The sequence below is a fragment of the Streptomyces sp. ISL-66 genome (assembly GCF_018614135.1).
In the GTDB taxonomy this organism is placed as follows: Bacteria; Actinomycetota; Actinomycetes; order Streptomycetales; family Streptomycetaceae; genus Streptomyces.
The window spans coordinates 1-18,437 of the sequence record NZ_JAGGOW010000095.1; the positions used below are offsets into that span (position 1 = coordinate 1).

The window sequence follows — 18,437 nt, forward strand, 5'->3', positions numbered from 1 at the left end:
CGCGAAGGAACACTGGCCACAGCTGAACGGCGTCACCGTCCGCTTCCGCACAGGATTCGCCTACGTAGACGGCCAGTTGCCGGCACAGGAATCACTGCCCCTGTGCCGGCTGCGTTTCGGTGGAGTCCTCCACACCTGGGGGTTCGCGCTCTACCTCGCCACCAGCGGTCGCTACGAGGACAACATCCTGCCCAGCGGCCTGCCCTCCGGCTCACCCGAAGAGGCCCTCGACTGCGCATGCACCCTCTACCTCGGCGAACCCCTCACCTGACCAACACCCCTCCACGAACTTCCGCGGAGCAGCACTAGACTCGGGCACTTTTCCGCCCCGCCCCGGCCCGGCGCACCGCCGGGCCGGGACCCTAGCGGCGATGCCCGATGGGCCTTGGTACGCGCACCAATCCTGGGCCCGCGCCCGTCCTTGCCCGCGAGATCACCGACGATGTGGTCCTCGGACGTGCTGGCCGGCGGGGTCTGTACGGTCTTCGGCTTTGGGGCGGCGCTGATTGGGCACCTCGGCATCGTGCTGTCCGGCCGGGCCGGGGCGGCCCTGCTGCGGCGTCTTGCCGCACCGGTTTCCCGCCCCAAGCTTGATCACAGCTGCACGCGCGCCCCGATAGCCACGGCTCGCGCGGAGAACAGGGATGCCCGGCGACCGCCTTCGGCACCCTGATGAGCCCTGGAACCCCCCGCCATCGCCATGCTGATCGGCCTCCTGCCATCCGGCGCCTGGACCGGCCGCGAACCCTCACGACAGGGACGCTTCCGCGCCTTCCCCAAGTGCGTGCGCGGAGCGGCGTCATCACAAATCCGGCTTCGTCCTCAAAGAGGATCCAGGCCTCGAGCGCCGCCGCGAGACTTTTGCCCGCGACCACACCTCCCTCTTCCACATCTCCAGCGTGTGTTCGTCCCGCTCCAAAGCTCTACGCGGGTGGCACGTGTTACAGACCTCACGCATAACAATTGGCTGGTTTCCGACGAGTAGCTCTAGAGCGCGGTGAGCGCGGGATGTTACACAGTAAAGAGGGCGTAATTACACGTGTAATCTACTGCACCGCTCCCCGTTTCCCAGCGTGCCTCGGCCAGCACTGTGGTGCGCTTGCCGCCCGTACGGCGGCCTCCCCCTCCCGAACGCGGTCCTTGCACCGTCCCCACTTCGCAAGGCCCCGCCCTCCCTCCGCCGAGGATTCCCATGACGCAAGCCCCGACCCGCTCACCCGCCTCCTCCGCCGAGGGTGGCTCGAGCCGAGCTGCTTTCTGGCGGGTCAACGCCCTCGTGTTCGCTGTTCTGCTTCTCGACGGGTACGACACGACATCTCTGGGTTTCGTGGTCCCCGCTCTGGCAAGAGACTGGGGCCTGCCGCCGGCGGTGTTCGCGCCGGCCTTGGTTATGACCAACGTAGGAGTGGTCATCGGCTACCTGCTGTGCAGCTCTCTCGCGGCGCGATTCGGACGCCGGAATGTGATCATTGCCGGTACCGCGTTCTTCGCTGCGGGCTCCGCTGTCACCGTGATGGCCCACGGGGTCGGTCAGCTCGCCGTGATGCGGCTGGTGACCGCTATCGGATTGGGCATGGTCCTGCCGACGTCGATATCGCTTGCAGCCGCCCACTCCCCCAGATCGCGTCGTGGCGCCTATACCGTCGCGGTCGCCTTGGCACTCGGTGTCGGCTCCATGGCCGGGGGGCTCGTTGGCGGCCGTTTGATCGCAAGTTTCGGGTGGACCTCCGTGTTCTGGCTGGGTGCACTGCTGCCGGTCGCGCTCCTTCCGGCTTTGTTCTGGGGACTCCCCCGCGAACAGCGGATTCCTGCCGCCACCGAAGCAGACGGCCGGTCCCAGAAGATGACAGTCGCCGGCCTCTTCAGTCGCGGCTCGTCCGTGAACACGGTGCTGCTGTGGGCCTTTGCTCTGCTGGTGTTCACGACGATGTTCGCGCTCCAGGCGTGGCTGCCCACGATCCTCACCACCGGGTACGGCTTGACCCCTGAGCAAGCACCGATGGGCTCCGCCGTACTGGGCATGGGCGGCATCGTCGGGGGTCTCCTGCTCATCCCGGTCGCGGCGCGCTTCGGAATTCTGCGGGCTCTGGCCGCCGCGGCCCTGATAGGAGCAGCGTTCCTAGTCGCGGCGAGTCAGCTGGAGCTCGGCGGCACCGGGCTCTTCCTGACGCTTGGGGTGGCCGGGGCCGGGATCACTGCCGGAGTCGTCGGCCAGGCCGGCCTTGCGGTGACCATGTACGAGCCTGCCGCTCAGACGACCGGTGTCGCCTGGGCCGCAACATTCGGACGAGCGGGATCGGTGGTGGGGCCCGCGGTCGCCGGGGCGCTGATCGGCCTCGGCGCGGCAGGCCAGGACGTCCTCTTGCTGGCCGGCGGTCCTGTCGCGCTGGCCGCTGCCGTCGCACTGGTTGCGGCGGTGAGGAGCCGCCGCGGGAGAGGTACGGCGACGGTCGCATAGCGCCGACGCGGTGCGCCCTCCGTCCTCGGATATGCACGGAAGGCGCACCCCTCCCGCCGGCCCCGCCTGCCTCGTCGGCCCGTCTTCAGCTCGCCCGCGCTCAGCGGGCAGACGATACTGAGGGTGCCGGTGATGATGAGCGAGGCGATATGCGCGAATCCGAGGTTGGCGGCCAGAGCGGAGCCACATCTCCCCTCGGCACGGCAGCGGTCGTACTCGATCCCCGGGGGGTTGTCCTTTCCTGCCATCCCATGGCCACGGCACTGCTGCCATGCTCACCGGGACAGGTATGCGTCCCCTTGCTGGCCCTGCTCCCGACAGATCCGGCAACGGGACACCTAAGGCGTTTGCTCTACGTTCCCGCGGCGGGCGCTTCAGGTCGTGCTCTCCATCTCGCGTGCACGCTGGCCCTTATGGCGTCGCACGGTTCCGGTGACCTCGCCTCTGCCGACGGCCAGTGGCTGGTCCTGTTGGCACCGGTCGAAGGCACGTCGACGACACCTGAGCTGGACGGGGAGCAACGGCGGCAGGAGCTGTCGCACGCTGCCGCAGCGACGATCGGCGCCTCCTTGGATGTGACCGACACTGTGCAGACACTCGTGAACCTACTGGTCCCCGGCTTCGCAGACCTGGCGACGGTGGACCTTGCCGAGTCGGTACTGGTGGGTGACGAGCCTGCGCGGTTCGCCGCCAGCGGTGACGTCCGGCTGCGCAGGATCGCCGCCGCGCAGAGCCCCGCGGTTTCGGCCGAAAACCTCCTGCCGGTCGGGCAGGCCCTGCCCCCCGTGCCGGACAACGCTCTGATGCGGCCCCTCATGCAGGGGCACCCGGTGCTGATTTCGGACGTGGCCACCTTGCACACGGCGCTCAGCGTCGACCCCGAACACTTGCGGTCGTTCATCCCACGGGGCGCGCACTCATCGGTCGCGGTTCCGCTCTACGCGCGAGGGCTGATCCTCGGCTGCGTCACGGTGTGGCGCTCCCAGCTCTCCTCGGCCTTCGGAGACGAGGACGCGTCCCTCCTGGAGGACGTGGTCTCGCGCACCGCCCTGGGGGTGGACAACGCCCGCCGCTACACCAAGGAGCACCGCTCCGCGCTCGCACTGCAGCGAAGCCTGCTGCCACACTCAGCCGTGGACCTGGCAGCCGCCGAGACAGCCGGCCTCTACCAGCCGGCGGGCGGCGGTGTAGGTGTCGGCGGGGACTGGTTCGACGTGATCCCGCTGCCGTCTCTGCGTGTGGCGTTCGTCGTCGGGGACGTCGTCGGCCATGGTCTTGATGCCACCGCGGCGATGGCACGGCTGCGTACTGCCGTGCAGACCCTGGCGGACCTCGACCTGGACCCGGGTGAGCTTCTCACCCACCTCGACGACCTGGTGCTCGGCCTTTCCACGGAGCACAGGACCGGTGTCTCCAGCTCGGAGCTGGCCGTCCTGGGAGCCACCTGCCTCTATGCCGTCTACGACCCCACCACCGGCAGGCTCACCGCCTCTACGGCCGGCCATCCACCGCCAGCCGTGCTGCCCTCGCAGGGACAACCGTTCTTCCTCGAGATGGCTCCCGGTCCGCTGCTCGGGGTGGGCGGCATGCCCTTCGAGGTGGCCGAGCTCGAGATACCTCCCGGCAGCACACTGGCCTTCTTCACCGACGGCCTGGTCGAAAGCCGCGACAACGACATAGAGGAGGGGATGGCCAGACTGCGGGACTGCCTCGCCGCCACTGCCCCAGGCCTGACACTGGACGAGACCAGCCAGAGGATCTTCGTCGCCCTCCTGCCTGAAGCGCCGACCGACGACGTCGCCCTGCTCCTGGCCCGGACGCGCCGCCTTCCGCCTGACCGCATCGCCACATGGGAAATCGAAGCCGATCTGTCGAAAGTCGCCCACGCCCGCGAGGTCGTCCTCCGCCAACTCTCCGACTGGAACCTGGACGACCTCGCCTTCGTCACCGAACTCGTGGTCAGCGAACTGGTCACCAACGCCATCCGCTACGCGGGCGGCCCCGTTGGCCTGCGGCTGATCCGTAGCGAGGTGCTCGTATGCGAGGTGTCCGACCCCAGCAGCACCCAGCCGCGCCTGCGTCGCGCCAGGGAGACGGATGAAGGGGGGCGCGGTCTTTTCCTTGTTGCCCAGCTCGCAGACCGCTGGGGCAGCCGCTTCACGGGTACCGGAAAGACCATATGGACCGAGCAAGACATCGGCGGTGCCCTCTCCTAGCAGGGCTGGTCAGGTTCAGTCGTTGGTGGCGTGCCCGTTGATCGGCTATTTGCTGTGTAGGCGGGCCCTCGGGAACCAGGAACGGCCACTGGTGCGAGACTCTTGGCCAGGCCGCCGTCGAGGCCGGGATGGCCGTTACCTGGTTCTCCATCGAAGACCTCAGCGCCTTCGTCCGCCGGCATCGGGCCGACGATTCCATCGCCAAGGCCTTGGCCCGGGTAATCCGCTCCGACCTGATCGTCGACGACGACATCGGCCTGCTGCCCGTCAGCCCCGACGCAGCCGAGGGCTGGAATCGGTTGGGGCGCTGGCCGGGTGACCTTCAACGCGCACATCATGGAGACCGGCACCGAATCGTTCCGGCTCGCCCAGACCCAGGAGAAGCGCCGCCGAGCCTGACCCTGTTGGGGTTCCTTGAAAATCCCCAACTCTGCTCTTCGCTACACTTGTTGTGGGCCCAACCAGGGGGCGGCACGTGATGCGGCGCTAGTCCGTCCCGGGGGCTTCGTCTGTCGCGGCACGGCCGCGCCGGGAACACTCCGGTGGGCCGCCTCGTTTGACCTCAGGCCTACTGCTCCGAACCGTGAACCGAGGGAATACCTTGCCCGATACCTCGTCCACCGTTACCGTGCCCCCTCTCCCGCCGCTCGCCACCCAAGCTGAACACCTGATCGAGCTTGGGGTGCACGAGCTCGCGGGGATACCCGCCGACGACCTGCGCACCTTCGCCGAGGACGCTGGTCGCGGAGACAGCCACGCCCTGCTCGCCATCCACCCGGACCGCGCCCCCGCCTCCGCCCTCGCACCGCTGCTCCGCCGTGATGGCAAGCCCGGCTTCGTCGTCACCGACATGCCTGACGTCGACCGCTTCACTCCCTGCACCGTCGAGTTGCCCGACGCTCCCCTCTACCTCATCACCGGCCTCGACCGCGGTGACCACATGGCCAACTGGAGCCCGGATGAGGCACTGCCCGCCCTCACCGAGGAGGACCGCACCCCGTTGCTGCTCACCGAAGGCATCCACTGGGTGCTCCAGCAGCCGGCGGTCCTCGAGCGCAACCGCTGCTTCATGACCATCGGGTCCCGGCTGCGCAAGGCAAACGGCGCCCTGGACGCCCGCACCCCGGCGATCTGGATCAGCAACGGCGCAGGGCGGGACGGCCGCGAGCGACGCAACGCCTCGAAGGTCGGCTGGTGCTGGTGGGGCAACCGCCACACCTGGCTGGGCTTTGCCTCCGCTACGGGCCGCAGGGGCTAGCTCCCACAGAAGGGCGGCCGCAACGGTCCCCGCCACATCGATCGGTGACACGGATGCCGCCCCTCGGCCTCCAACGCCGTGATAGCCGGCGGCCTTCGGGAGCGGTGCGACCAGCCCGGGGTGGCCGCGGGCCATCGCGGAGCCACACTCGAGCAGCACCGGCCTCCGCCACCCTGCGGGGTGGGGGGGGAAGGGCAGTGTGGCCAACAAGGTGAGCGCCATTGGGGTATTACGGACAGCGCCAACAACCCGTTCAGACACCGAGGCCGGCGGCTACGGAACCGAACATTCCCCGATTCCGTAGCTCCCATGAGGCAGGTCCCGGTCTATGGGCGAAGTCCGGCGAGCAGAGCGCTGGTCTTGGCGAAGTCGCCCGGGCCGGTGTTCCAGTCGGCGGCCATGGGGCTGATGGCGATCTTGCCGGCGCTGACGGCTTCTACGTCGCCGCCCTTTGCCGCGGGCTGGGGGGCGAACTTCACACTGACCTTCCAGGTGCCGTCTCCGGAGTCGGTGAAGTCGGGTACGAGAGGCGCCTGGGGGTCCTGGAACGTGGTGGAGGTGCCGCTGGCGGTCCCCTTTCCGTCCGCGCCGATCACCGGGTGGTTGATGTTCAGGCCCACGCCCCGGGGCAGTAGTGGCCCCGACTTGGCCAGTGACCGCAGGCGGTCGATGAGCTTGGCCAGGAAGTCGACGGTGGGTCCCATGGCGTTGATGGTGGCTACCGGGTCCGGAGCGGCAAAGCCGCCCGTGCTGACCGCGATGGCGGGCACACCTGACTCGAGGGCGGCAACGGCGCCGCCCACCGTGCCCGAGTGGGTGGCCAGACCGGCCACGTTCGGGCCGAAGTTGGTGCCGGAGACCACCAGATCCGGCGCCCGGCCCTCGAACACCTCGGAGAGACCGAAGGCCACAGAGTCGCCGGGTGTGCCGTCCACCGCCCACACCTTCGCCTCCGGGTGCTTGACCGCGACGGTGGTTGCGCTGAGCGTTTTCGTCCCGGTGCCACTCTGGTTCGTCAGCGGCGCGACGATGGTGACATCGTGCCCGGCAGCGGTCAGGCGCTGGAACGCCGCACGAATGCCAGGGGCGTTGTAGCCGTCGTCGTTGGTGAGCAGGATGCGCAGCGGGCCGTTGGCCGCGGGCTGGGGCGAGGCGGCCGCAGGGGCTGTCGCGGCAAGAGCTGGCGTACACAGCAGCAGGGCCGCCAGCGGCAGAACTCGCTTGCGTCTCACAATGTGCTCCTTGGAATGAGGGAGGTGATGGGACCGGTGGTCGCCCGACCCTCGGCAAGCGGCCGCCGGGGTTGTGTTCAGACGCGTCCGTAGAGGGCCGGCCTGGAGGGGAGTTCTGCTCAGCGGACGCTGCGGATCGGGAGGACCGCGAGCGCCCCGAGCAGGGACAAGGCGCCGCCGACCAGGAACAGCGCGCTGTAGCCGCCGAAAGCAGTGACGATCGCGGAGGCGACGAAGGGAGCGATGATCTGCGGACCGGCGTTGGCGATGTTGAGGACGCCCATGTCGCGGGCGGCGTCCTCAGCCCTGGGCAGAACCAGCGTGACCACAGCGGTGTCCACAGCCATGAAGCAGCCGAAGGCCAGCCCATTGAGGGCGCTGAAGACAAGCATTCCGGTCCAGGTGGGGCTGAGGACAGGAACCACCGTGACCAGCCCGGCGAGCGCCGCCGACGCGCCCACGAACACCTTGCGCCGGTTCCAGCGGTCGGAGAGCAGACCGCCGACCACCGTGGAGACCGCCATGGCGGCCATGGACACGGGGGTGAGGATCGCCATCGCGGCGGCCGGCTCCAGACCCGAGGGCAGCACGATGTGGTCGTCGAGGATGTACAGCTGATAGCCAATGACGGAGAAGTAGCCGAGCACCATCAGGGCCCGGCCGATGAAGGCCCACCGGAAGTCATGGTGGGACAGGGCCGACAGGAAGGCGGCGAGCCGCTGGCGCCGGGGCACAGCCGGAGCCGGCGCCGGGCGGGGGACGTCGCGGAACGAGCACGTCAGCAGGACGGCGGCTCCGGCGACCAGGGCTCCGAAGGTGAGGTAACCCGTCGTGATGCTGTCTGATGTCTGGGAGGCGATGAGTACGCCGACGGTCCCGCCGATCGGAAGCGCGAGCCCGACCAGGGCTGATGCCGTTCCGCGCCGGGACGGAGGTATCCGGTCGGGGACCACCGCGGTAACCGCTGCTTGGTAGACGTTCATGGTGGCCTGGACCAGGCACCAGCCGATGCCGAGCATCACGGCGGTCCGCACGGTGCTGAGGAAGGCCAGGCCGGCCAACGAAGCAAGGGCGCCGCCCAGGATCCAGGGGTTGCGGCGTCCGGTGCGGTCGGAGAGCGCGCCGGCTATCGGGTTGAACGCGGTTGCGAAAACCGCGCTGACGCCGCCCACCAGGCCCAGGATGGCGACCTTGTGGGCGGGATCGACGGCCGCGATCTGAAGGGGCAGCAGCACGGAGCCCACGCCCATGTAGACGGCCAGCATGGAAGCGTTCGCCACCAGGAGCAGCAGCATGAGCCCGCGCTGGCGAGGTGCCGACGGCGCAGCGTGGGCGCGGGGCTCGATCAATTCGTTCGTGGTCATGACGGCCGCCGATGCGTGTACGCCGTGTTACGGCTGTCGAGGACGGACATGTCGACTCCTCAGGGACGGAGCAGAGGGGGCCACGGCAGCGAGAGCGCTCGGGCGGAGGGTTTCAGCAGCGTAGTTACACGTGTTAGCTGCGCATGGACACTGTCTAGCACCCCGCATGGGCTCCGCGCTAGAGCCGAGGAAAGGGCATCCCGGGAGCGAATCAGGGGCGACGGACGCCTCGGGTGGTGTGCGCTGCGCGTTTGACCCAGGGGTGGGAGATCTGCGTGGCCGAAAAATATATTGCTCTTGTTTCGGTCGGCACGTAGGGGCAATACTCACCGGCACCGTGCCACTACCGCCCGTGCGGCCGTCTGGCGCGTGTCCTCGCGGCATGTCCTCGCGGCATCTACTCAACCCGTACGCGCGGCGCAGCCTTTAGCGGCCCCCGCCCCTTTCCTGGCGGTGCACGCCGGCCGATCCGCAGGACACCGGCGCCCCGGTCGCGGCCGATCCGACCCGCTCACCCGCCACCAAACCGTTCTCCGGCCACCGCACACGACCCGGAAGGTCCCATCATGTTCCCTGCATCCTCTGAAGCCGGCCCTCCTGCGATACCCGCCACGCCTCCGCGCCACTACGTCCCCGCCCCGCCGCCCAGGGGTGCTGCGATCACCGGAGCCGTCCTTTTGGTGGCGGCCCTGGTCATTGGCCTGATGCTCCGTAGCAGCGTCTCGGCCTTCGGGGCTCTGGACGCGCAATGGGCGCAGTGGATGGAGGGTCCGGAAAGTGGACCGTCGATGGATTTCGCGGGCATCCTCGACCGGATGGGCGGCCCGATGGGGTTGATCGTTCCGCTAGCGCTGATCGGGGTCCTGTGTGTCTACGGGCGCTGGCGGTCGGGACTGTTCGCCTTCGTTGCCGCCATCCTCGCGAACGTGCTCGTGGTCATACCCCTCAAGCAGGTCGTCGACCGCCCGAGGCCGCCTCACCCCCTGGTCCTGGTCACCAACGGGTCGTTCCCTTCGGGGCAGGTATTCACCTCCGTGACGCTCGTGATGGTGGCCGCAGTGGTGCTGTTCCCTCCGAGAGCGCGACGCTGGTGGTGGCTGTTCGGCGCCGCATACGTGGCCGCCATGATGTGGAGCCGTATCTGGCTACACGCCCAGTGGTTCAGCGACACCGTCGCCGGGGCCATGGCCGGGGCCGGAATCTGCCTCCTCCTGTGGAGGGCCTTCGCCACCCTGCTGGAACGCGAAGCCCTGCGCGCTGCAGCCGGCCGGCTGTTCTGACGCCCCGAAGACCGTCTATTTTCAATTATTGACGTACGTCGAAAACACGCCATATGGTCGAGGGTGCGGACGGCGTCTGTGCCGTGCAGCCTGGATGAGGAAGGAACGCTCATGGACAACACACCGGACCGCACTCCTGTGGTCGACCTGGCGGCAGGTCGGCTGCGAGGCGCGGTCGAAGAGGGCATCGCCGTCTTTCGGGCGGTGCCGTACGCGGCGCCCCCGGTCGGCCCCCTCCGATGGCGACCGGCGCAGGCACATCCGGGCTGGAGCGGAGTACGCGACGCCACGGCCGACGGCCCCAGCGCGCCGCAGATGTATATGGAGGGCGGCGACCCCGTTCTCGGCGGCCATGGTTCACCGCCGTTCGACGACGACTGCCTGACCCTGAACATCTGGACGCCCGCGGCGGACGGCGGCCGCCGGCCGGTTCTCCTCTGGATCCACGGCGGCGGCTTCGTGTCAGGCTCGGGCTCCCTGCCCAACTACTCGGGCGAGACCTTCGCCCGCGACGGCGACCTCGTCGTGGTGAGTATCAATTACCGCATCGGACCGCTCGGCTACCTCTACTTCGGGGCCGAAGGACAAGACGGGCAGGACGACCCGGAGGCCGGGAATTTCTGGCTCACCGACCAGCTTGCCGCACTGCGATGGGTACACGAGAACATCGCGCGCTTCGGCGGCGACCCCGGCAGCATCACGGTCGCCGGGCAGTCGGGCGGCGCGATGTCCACAGCCGCCCTGGCAGGTCACCCCGAAGCGCAACGCCTGTTCCAGCGCGTCATCCTGCAGAGCCCGCCCTTTGGCCTGCACATCCCGACACCGGCCGAATATCTGGAGCGGACAGCCGCGTACCTCCAGTTCGCCGGCGCCAACAACGCCGACGAACTCCGCGATCTGCCCTGGCCGCGGCTGATCGAAGCGGCGGGCGGACTGTTCGGGCACACGATGGAATGGGGCTACTGGCCCACGCCCTTCCTCCCAGTGCGGGACGGCGTGACATTGCGGGAGCATCCCGCCCAGACTCTGCTCCACGGAGCGGCTGCGGACATCGACGTCATGATCGGCTGGACCCGCGAGGAAGCGAACTTCGGCTTCGCGCTGGACGACCGGTACGCCGTGGCAACCCAGGAGCAGGTGCTCGGACGGATAGCGGAAACCTTCGCCGACGACGCCGACGAGGTCTACGACGCCTACGCCCGCACCCGCCCCGGGGCCCGCCCGGTAGACGTACTCATGGACTTGATCACGGACGAGCTGTTCCGGGTTCCCTGCGTGGAGCTCGCCGAAGCCCGGGCAGGCGCGGGACGCCCCGTGTGGGCCTATCAGTTCGACCTGCCGACCCCTGCTTGCGGCGGCCGGCTCGCCGCGGCGCACTGCCTGGAACTGCCCTTCGTGTTCGACAACTTCGACAAGTGGTCCCACGCGCCCCTCATCGAAGGGATCGACCCCGCCCTCCGAGACGGCCTGGCGCAGTCCATGCACCAGGCGTGGATCGCATTCGTGCGCACGGGCAACCCCAATCACCCCGGCATGCCGACCTGGGAGCGGTACGGGGCGGAGTCGCGCGCCACCATGCGGTTCGACTCCGTCGTGACCTCCGTGGGCGACCTGGCGGGACACTCGCGCACCCTGCATGAGGGGCGCACGCGGCCGTAGGTCGCTCGCACACACCACACAGAGTTCCACCGCAAACGGCCACCAAACAGCGTTACACGTGTAATCTTGGTGTGCGGTCGCCTCGGGGGGAGGCGGGGCCGCACCGCCCGGCCCCGGACGCCCGTGGGAGCGTCCGGGGCCGGGCCACTGAAAGAGCCCGCTCGCCGCGCAGGCTGGGCGCGTCAAATTCGCCCGCATCCTTCTTCCGCATGAGTCCCGGCTCGTGCCACGAAATGGAGCAAGCACCCATGTCGCACACTCCGGCGGCTCGGCCGCGACTGCTGACCTCTCCGGACGGCACGCCGTTTCGGGATTTGAACGGTAACGGTGTCATGGAGCCCTACGAGGACCAGCGTCGGCCGGTCGACGAGCGGGTGGCCGACCTCCTGCGGCGCATGACGCTCGAGGAGAAGGCGGGCATGCTCTTCCAGACCATGATCGCCATCAACGCCGACGGGACTCTGGTCGAACCAGAGGCGGGAGCCCCTGACAGTGACCCGATGCGTGCCTCTACCACCGCCATGGTGACGGGCAAGCTGATGAACCACTTCAACCTGTTCGGCGCCGCGGCCCCGCGTCGCATGGCGGAGTGGAACAACCGTCTGCAGGACCTGGCCGCCGCGAACCGTCTGGGCATCCCGGTGACCATCTCCACCGATCCCCGCAACAGCTTCGTCGACAATCCTGCCGCCAGTGTGCACACCGAGGGTTTCTCGCTGTGGCCCGAGCCGCTGGGGCTGGCGGCCGTCGGTGACGGGGAACTGGCGCGCCTGCAGGGCGACATCATCCGCCGCGAGTACCTCGCGGTCGGCATCCGCCTCGCCCTGCACCCCATGGCGGATCTCGCCACCGAACCCCGGTGGCCGCGGGTCATGGGCACCTTCGGCTCCGACGCCCAGACCGCCGCCCGCATGGTCGCCGCCCATGTCCGCGGCCTCCAGGGGGAAGCCCTCGGCCGTACCAGCGTCGCGGCCATGACCAAGCACTTCCCCGGCGCCGGTCCGCAGAAGGACGGCGAGGACGCCCACTTCCCCTACGGCCGTGAACAGGTCTATCCCGGCGACAACTTCGACTACCACCTGATCCCCTTCGAAGCGGCCTTCGAAGCGGGGACCTCGCAGATCATGCCGTACTACGCACTCCCGGTCGGCACCGAGTACGAGGAGATCGGGTTCGGCTTCAACAAGGACGTCATCACTGGCCTGCTCCGCGAGAAGTACGGCTTCGACGGCATCGTCTGCACCGACTGGGGCCTGGTCACGGACACCGAGATCTTCGGTGCCCCCTTCCCCGCACGGGCCTGGGGCGCCGAGCATCTGGACCGCCTGACCCGCGTGGAGCGCATCATCGAAGCCGGCGCGGACCAGCTCGGTGGCGAAGCAGCTCCGGAACTCATCGTTGAACTGGTGCGCACAGGCCGCGTCACGGCCGATCGGATCGACGAATCGGTGGCACGCCTGCTGCGGGAGAAGTTCGTTCTCGGCCTCTTCGACGACCCGTACGTCGACCCCGACAAGGCCGCACAGATCTGCGGCAACGCGGAATTCACGGCCGTCGGCCTTAACGCCCAGAGCCGTTCCATCACTGTCCTGAAGGACCGCCCCGACGACGCCACCGCACCGCTGCTGCCTCTGGAGCCCGGCGTCCGGCTGTACGCGCAGGGCATCGATCCCCCCGTAGCCGCGCGGTACGCCACGGTAGTGACCACTTTGGAAGAGGCCGACGTGGCCGTCCTGCGTATCGCCACTCCTCACGACAACACCCGGACATCGGGATTCGAGTCCTTCTTCCGGGCGGGCCGCCTCGACTTCACCGAAGAGGAACGGGGACCCATCCTCGCCGTCACGACAGCCGTACCCACGGTCGTCGACATCTTCCTCGACCGTGCAGCGGTCATACCGGAGATCGCCGATGCCGCGGCGGCACTGGTTGCGAACTACGGGGCGTCGGACACAGCGCTGCTCGACGTGCTCTTCGGCCGCACGAAGCCAGAGGGCAGTCTGCCGTTCGAGTTGCCGCGCTCGATGGAAAGCGTCATCGCGGGGAACGAGGACGTGCCCAACGACTCGGTGGACCCGCTGTTCGCGTATGGCCACGGTCTGCGCCTGAGCTGATCCCAGCTCGATCGGGAGGGTGGCAGCTGCCTCAAGGGGCGGCTGCCACCCTCGATGCGTGTGCGGCCGGCGCCGACACGCAGGAGAGGAGCCCCGCTACCAGCCGGACATGGAGTCCCACCAGCCCCAGCGCTGCGGTTCTTGGTCGACGTCGGGGGAGCCGTCCTCCGGGTGCCTTTCCGGTACCCCCCTCACCGCCCCGGAGAACGTCACGCTGGAAGGATCGGGCGGGGGAAAGACGGCCGGAACACCGTCGGCAGGCCGGCGGGGACGGCGCCCCACAGGGAGGGCTGCCAGCGCAAGGCTGTGTCGGGGGCCCCGGAACGGATCTCGATGAGCCGGTGCGGCAGCACGTCCACGGCCGTCTCGACGATCAGCCTCGCCGTCTCCTTGGCGGGGCACCCGTGAGCCCCGGTACCGAAGGCCAGGTGTGCGCGGTGGCTGGCGAGACTGCCTGCCCCGTGGATGCCGGGGTCCGTGTGCGCGGCGGCCAGGCAGGGTATGAGGAGATCGCCCGCGGCGATCCGGCTTCCGGCCAAGGTGACATCGCTTCTCGCCCAGCGCCCGGCGATATGGGAGAGCGGGGCGCCGGCCAACAGTGCCCGGTCGGCGGCGTCGAAGACCGTCAGCTGACCAGCGCGCTCAGCGTGGAGGCCTCGGAGTTCGCGAGGCCGAGCAGCTGCCCGAACACCGACCACACCAGGGGCTGCCCGTACTGGGTCACAAGATCGGCAGGCCTTGCATTGCCCAGCCGTCCACGATGGCCTCGGCCCGCTGCCTGACCGACGTGCGCAGCAACCGCACGTCGACACGGCCGGGTGCCTCCGTCACAACCTGCCGCTGTCGGCGATGCGGCTGATCGTCGAGCCGGTTCAGGGCCGGACGCCAGCCCAGGATCGGCAGCAGGGAGGAGGTCTCGGGAATCAGCCCCTCGGCAAGCGCCTTCCAACGCCGTGGGTCGCTGGAGAAGTGCCGTTCGTTCCATACGAGTTCCAGCACTTCCTGAAACCCCAGCACAAGCCATGCCTCTACTCCGGGGGGCCAGTTCGACGGGGGCGACGCCCCCAGCGCTGCCGCAGCGGACCGTACACATCGCGCGGATGGAACGCGGCGAGCGCGAGAAGCGTCAAACTATCGAGGATAAATGGCGAGAGTCAATATCGCTTCACCTTGCGATCTCCTTTTAGTAACGCGTGTAACCTGGTAGGGAGAAGCGGCTCGTCGGCTGCAGGGAGAGAGAAGGACGTCATGGCCGAAGAGATGCCCGCCAAATCCGCCATCACCAGCGCAGATGTGGCCCGGCTGGCCGGGGTCTCCCGCGCCACCGTGTCCTTCGTGCTCAACAACACTCAGGGGCACCGGGTCAGCGACGGCACCAAGGCCCGCGTTCTGGCCGCAGCCAAGGACCTGGGCTACGTCCCGCACGCGGCCGCACGATCCCTGCGTGCCGGACGCAGCAATCTGGTCCTGATGCCTGCATCGATCTCTGCCATCGGCCGCCTGGTCAGCGACTGGGTGGACGACCTGCACAGTGAACTCGACCGGCACGGATACACCACGGTGCTCCACGCCGGCCGTTTTCCCGATGCGGTGACGGCCGCTCGCTCATGGGCCGAGTTGCGGCCCACGGCAGTCCTGGCCATGGACGGCGACCGGCTCACCCCTCAGGCCGCGGACCTGCTGCGCCGCGCCGGCATCCGAGGGTTGCTCGCCTTCGGCTCCCATCCAGTGGAGGGCGTCCATACCGTGCCGTTCGACCACGCCGCCATCGGCGCCGCGGCCACGGAGCACCTCATCGCACGGGGACGTAACAGGATCGCGGTGGTCATGCCGCAGGAGCGCGGCCTCCAGGCCTTCGCCCGTCCTCGGCTGTCCGGCGCCCAAGCGGTCGCCGCCCGGCACATGGCCACCGTTACGCCCGTTGAACTCTCCTACACCAGCGAGTCCGCCACGGCCTTGGCCAAGCGGTGGGCCGATATGGACCTGGACGCGGTCTTCGCCTTCAATGACGAGTACGCCGCTCTCTTGACGCATGCGCTCCAGGCCCAAGGCATCTCGATTCCGGGCGATGTGGCGCTCGTCGGGTCCGACGATCTCGTACTTTCGGCTCTGCAGCAGCCTCCGCTCACCACGATCCGCCTCGACCTGCCCTCGCCGGCCCTCATTGCAGATACGCTCCACGAACTGATCGAGAAGGGGACGGCGCCACCGGTGCCTGGCATGGAAGCCGTTGTGGTCCATCGCCAGACCTCATGAGTCCTCTCACCTGGTCGCGCGCGTTCCCGACCCGTGAGAGAGGACTGCGCCTCGGCCTCCCTCGGCGCATCTGACGAATGCGGCGACCCGCCGTGCGCAGACGCAGGTGGGCGCTTAGCCTTCCCGCGCCAGCCTGTGCCGGAATATCCACCACGTCAGCATCGCGGTGCCGGCGCCGGCCGCAGCGCCGGCGACTGTGTCGCTGAGCCAGTGCGCATGAAGCCACGTGCGGCTCCACACCATTGCCAACGTGAACAGCGTCCCCCCGAGCCACCACGCGCGCCGCCGGGCGGCCGGCACCAGCAGAGCGCCGACCATCACCACGAGCATCGCTGCCCCGGCGGCGTGTCCCGAGGGGAAGGAGCCGTGGTCCACCCGGACCATCGGGTTCTCCGGACGCGGCCGGTCAACCAGGAACTTGAGGACCTGAACGACCAGCATGCTTCCGCCGACGTACGTGGTGAGCAGGTAGAACACCGATCCCCAGCGTTTGCGGGCCATCAGGAAGACCAGCAGAGCGAGGGGCACGACCACGCCGAGCGGACCGCCGAACCAGTTCAAGGCGGCGGCCACGACGCCGTAGAGGCCCCCATGAGGACCTCCCATCCACGACAGCCAGCGCTCGTCCAGACCCTGGAAGGGCGGCCGCTGCGGATCGGCGTGCACGCTGACCCCCAGCAGGGCCGTGACGAGGAGGAAGAAGACTCCCAGTCGTAGAACTCCGATTCGCGGCGGAACAGTTGTGGGCCGGCGGCGGCCGGCCGCGGGAGTGATTGAAGAGTCGAGCGTGCGGGACATGAGAGCCTCTCGAGGCCGTATGTTTCGGCGGCCGGATGAGTATCGGGAGACGGTGTGGGACGCAGCGCAGCCGCGACCCACACCGGAGACAGCGCCAGCAGTGGTGGATCAGGTGCTCAAGTGGCGGGTCAGGAATGCGACGCCCGCGCTGACGATGGGGGTGACGTCAGGGACGCCGAGGAAAATGTGGTCCGCTCCCTCGACGGGCTGAAGGGTGACGTCGCCGCCTGCGTCCTCTAGGGCTTGGGCGAGCAGCACGCTCTGGCTGTACGGGACAAGGCCGTCGCTTGTTCCGTGAACCAGGAGGAACGGGGGGAGGGCTGTCCCGTCCGCGTAGGTGACGGGGCTCGCGGCCCGCGCCAGCTCCGGGCGCTCCTCAGCGTTTCCGCCCAGCAGCGCGGCGTACGGGTCGGGGAACTCGACGCCGGGCGGCACCGGCATCGGGTGCGATAGGAGGGCTACGATCTCGGAAACTCCGTACCAGTCCACAACCGCCTTCACCGCGGTGTCGCCTGCCCCCACTCCCTCCGTGCCCTCCAGGGCAGCACCGTCGGGACTTCCGGAACGTACGAGTCCGGCGAGAGCGGCGAGGTGGCCTCCTGCCGACTCGCCCCAGACCCCGATCCGCTCCGGATCGATACCGAATACGTCGGCGAAGTGCCGGACGTACCGGATGGCAGCCTTCACGTCATGCAGCTGCGCCGGGAAAGGCGCCTCAAGGCTGTGCCGGTAGTCGATGCTGACCAGCGCGAGTCCGGCTCCGAGGACCGCACCGTGCAGCAGAGCGGCGGGAACAGTCGGCGGGGGGTAGCGCCGGTCACCGTCCAGCCAGCCTCCGCCGTGGATCCAGACGACGGCAGGCACCGGGCCATCAACCGGCGGTACGTGGACATCGAGCAGGCGGGGGCGGTACCCGGGGGTCGTGGCGTAGGTGGCCCCGTCGAAACGGCGCACCCCGCCCTCGGCCACGGTGGGCGGCACAGGCTGGCCGTAGGGCGGCGGCGGCCATGCCAGGTCGAGCTCGGCCGGAGGTGATTGCGTCATGGATGCCCTTTCGCATCGAGGAGAGCGACGTTTCGGCTCGCGAAGGGATTCGGATGCCCTGACGACGCCCGACCTCATACGTTCGTAACGTTTGTCCGAAATCCTTGCGTCCCGCGTCAGGAGATGCCTAGCATGTTACACGTGTAACAGCAGCGGGAAGAGTGGCTGCCCGGATTTTGACGCCAGCTGCTCACCCCTGCTCCAAGCGTTGTTACACGAGCTATCAGGCTTCTCCCCCTCCATTCGGGAGCCCCCATGCTCACCCCAGCCCTAACCCCCCGGCTCCGCGCGCCATCCGGCCACTCCTCCGCACACTGGTCACTCACGCCGACCGTGGAACACGTCCCACTGGTCCGTGCGCGGGTTCGCGTCGCCCTTGAAGGGTGGCGGATCCCGGCCGAGGTCGCCGACACCATGCTGCTGGTCGTCAGCGAGCTGACCGCCAACGTGGTGCGGCACGCCGCAGGCGTCACCGACAGGCTGCGCGTCACGGTGACTTTCACCGGCGGCTGGCTCAGTCTCGACGTCGCCGATGGTGACCCCTTCCTGCCGCGTGCCCGCTGTGCGGATTCCTTCGCCGAGAGCGGCCGGGGGTTGGCCATCGTCGAGTTGGCGGTCGCCCATTGCCGCGGCGAGGTGTCCGCCCACACCCGGGCGCACGGCAAGACCGTCCGGGTGCGCCTTCCCCTCTCCTGAGAAGTCCCGGGGGGCCGTCGCGTCGACTCGTGGGGAGGGGGCGTTCCGGAGGCGTCGGCAAC

At 68.8% G+C, this 18,437-nt stretch carries 15 protein-coding genes and 1 pseudogene; 10 read left to right on the forward strand and 6 right to left on the reverse strand.

Going from position 1 to position 18,437, the window contains the following annotated elements; translation table 11 throughout:
• The 5 genes and pseudogenes from J7E97_RS18495 to J7E97_RS18515 form a co-directional block, all read left to right on the forward strand.
• Positions 1-271, forward strand: a pseudogene (locus J7E97_RS18495) (ATP-binding protein); the annotation flags it as partial.
• 921 nt (positions 272-1,192) lie between these two features.
• Positions 1,193-2,458 carry an MFS transporter gene (locus J7E97_RS18500; RefSeq protein ID WP_215028426.1) on the forward strand — a complete coding sequence of 422 codons (1,266 nt, stop codon included), beginning with the start codon at positions 1,193-1,195 and terminating at the stop codon, positions 2,456-2,458.
• Between the two features lie 347 nt (positions 2,459-2,805).
• Positions 2,806-4,674, forward strand: a complete 1,869-nt coding sequence (locus J7E97_RS18505; protein ID WP_215028427.1) for a SpoIIE family protein phosphatase — start codon at positions 2,806-2,808, stop codon at positions 4,672-4,674.
• 47 nt (positions 4,675-4,721) lie between these two features.
• Positions 4,722-5,153, forward strand: coding sequence for an ATP-binding protein (locus tag J7E97_RS36650; protein WP_215028528.1), 432 nt, complete (start codon positions 4,722-4,724; stop codon positions 5,151-5,153).
• A gap of 122 nt (positions 5,154-5,275) precedes the next feature.
• Positions 5,276-5,932, forward strand: coding sequence for a DUF5701 family protein (locus J7E97_RS18515; RefSeq protein ID WP_215028428.1), 657 nt, complete (start codon positions 5,276-5,278; stop codon positions 5,930-5,932).
• A gap of 326 nt (positions 5,933-6,258) precedes the next feature.
• On the opposite strand, the gene surE is transcribed toward J7E97_RS18515, so the two are convergent.
• Positions 6,259-7,164 carry a 5'/3'-nucleotidase SurE gene (surE, locus tag J7E97_RS18520; protein ID WP_215028431.1) on the reverse strand — a complete coding sequence of 302 codons (906 nt, stop codon included), beginning with the start codon at positions 7,162-7,164 and terminating at the stop codon, positions 6,259-6,261.
• Between the two features lie 119 nt (positions 7,165-7,283).
• Entirely contained in the window at positions 7,284-8,528 is a 1,245-nt protein-coding gene (locus tag J7E97_RS18525; RefSeq protein ID WP_215028433.1) for an MFS transporter, read from the reverse strand.
• Between the two features lie 680 nt (positions 8,529-9,208).
• Here J7E97_RS18525 and J7E97_RS18530 point away from each other — a divergent pair.
• The 3 genes from J7E97_RS18530 (at position 9,209) to J7E97_RS18540 (ending at position 13,581) form a co-directional block, all read left to right on the forward strand.
• Positions 9,209-9,808 (forward strand): phosphatase PAP2 family protein, encoded by a 600-nt coding sequence (locus tag J7E97_RS18530; protein ID WP_215028435.1) that lies wholly within the window; start codon positions 9,209-9,211, stop codon positions 9,806-9,808.
• Positions 9,809-9,919: 111 nt separating this feature from the next.
• Entirely contained in the window at positions 9,920-11,467 is a 1,548-nt protein-coding gene (locus J7E97_RS18535) for a carboxylesterase/lipase family protein (RefSeq protein WP_215028437.1), read from the forward strand.
• Positions 11,468-11,799: 332 nt separating this feature from the next.
• Complete coding sequence (locus tag J7E97_RS18540) at positions 11,800-13,581, forward strand: glycoside hydrolase family 3 protein (RefSeq protein ID WP_215028439.1); 1,782 nt, start codon at positions 11,800-11,802, stop codon at positions 13,579-13,581.
• A 209-nt stretch (positions 13,582-13,790) separates the two neighbouring features.
• On the opposite strand, the gene J7E97_RS18545 is transcribed toward J7E97_RS18540, so the two are convergent.
• Together J7E97_RS18545 and J7E97_RS18550 are read right to left on the reverse strand one after the other, a co-directional pair.
• Positions 13,791-14,120: a cytochrome P450 gene (locus J7E97_RS18545; protein ID WP_215028441.1), complete on the reverse strand. Its 330-nt coding sequence runs from the start codon at positions 14,118-14,120 to the stop codon at positions 13,791-13,793.
• Between the two features lie 181 nt (positions 14,121-14,301).
• Positions 14,302-14,598, reverse strand: coding sequence for a cytochrome P450 (locus J7E97_RS18550; protein WP_215028443.1), 297 nt, complete (start codon positions 14,596-14,598; stop codon positions 14,302-14,304).
• 231 nt (positions 14,599-14,829) lie between these two features.
• Between J7E97_RS18550 and J7E97_RS18555 the strand changes: the two genes are divergently transcribed.
• The gene (locus tag J7E97_RS18555) at positions 14,830-15,837 is read left to right on the forward strand and encodes a LacI family DNA-binding transcriptional regulator (protein WP_215028444.1); all 1,008 of its coding nucleotides are present in this window, start codon (positions 14,830-14,832) and stop codon (positions 15,835-15,837) included.
• Positions 15,838-15,951: 114 nt separating this feature from the next.
• Here J7E97_RS18555 and J7E97_RS18560 read toward each other — a convergent pair whose 3' ends face one another.
• The gene (locus J7E97_RS18560; RefSeq protein WP_308346576.1) at positions 15,952-16,503 is read right to left on the reverse strand and encodes a phosphatase PAP2 family protein; all 552 of its coding nucleotides are present in this window, start codon (positions 16,501-16,503) and stop codon (positions 15,952-15,954) included.
• Positions 16,504-16,743: 240 nt separating this feature from the next.
• On the reverse strand, positions 16,744-17,679 hold the full coding sequence (locus J7E97_RS18565) for an alpha/beta hydrolase (protein WP_215028448.1): 936 nt from the start codon (positions 17,677-17,679) through the stop codon (positions 16,744-16,746).
• 333 nt (positions 17,680-18,012) lie between these two features.
• On the opposite strand from J7E97_RS18565, the gene J7E97_RS18570 reads away from it, so the two are divergent.
• A complete protein-coding gene (locus J7E97_RS18570; RefSeq protein ID WP_215028450.1) occupies positions 18,013-18,375 on the forward strand; it encodes an ATP-binding protein in 363 nt (120 codons plus the stop codon).
• Positions 18,376-18,437 lie beyond the last annotated feature (62 nt).

Bases quoted from the DNA above. Each gene is read 5' to 3' on its own strand.
- J7E97_RS18500 (WP_215028426.1), top strand. From the start codon at position 1,193: ATGACGCAAGCCCCGACCCGCTCACCCGCCTCCTCCGCCGAGGGTGGC.
- J7E97_RS18525 (WP_215028433.1), bottom strand. From the start codon at position 8,528: ATGACCACGAACGAATTGATCGAGCCCCGCGCCCACGCTGCGCCGTCG.
- J7E97_RS18535 (WP_215028437.1), top strand. From the start codon at position 9,920: ATGGACAACACACCGGACCGCACTCCTGTGGTCGACCTGGCGGCAGGT.
- J7E97_RS18540 (WP_215028439.1), top strand. From the start codon at position 11,800: ATGGAGCCCTACGAGGACCAGCGTCGGCCGGTCGACGAGCGGGTGGCC.
- J7E97_RS18555 (WP_215028444.1), top strand. From the start codon at position 14,830: ATGGCCGAAGAGATGCCCGCCAAATCCGCCATCACCAGCGCAGATGTG.
- J7E97_RS18565 (WP_215028448.1), bottom strand. From the start codon at position 17,679: ATGACGCAATCACCTCCGGCCGAGCTCGACCTGGCATGGCCGCCGCCG.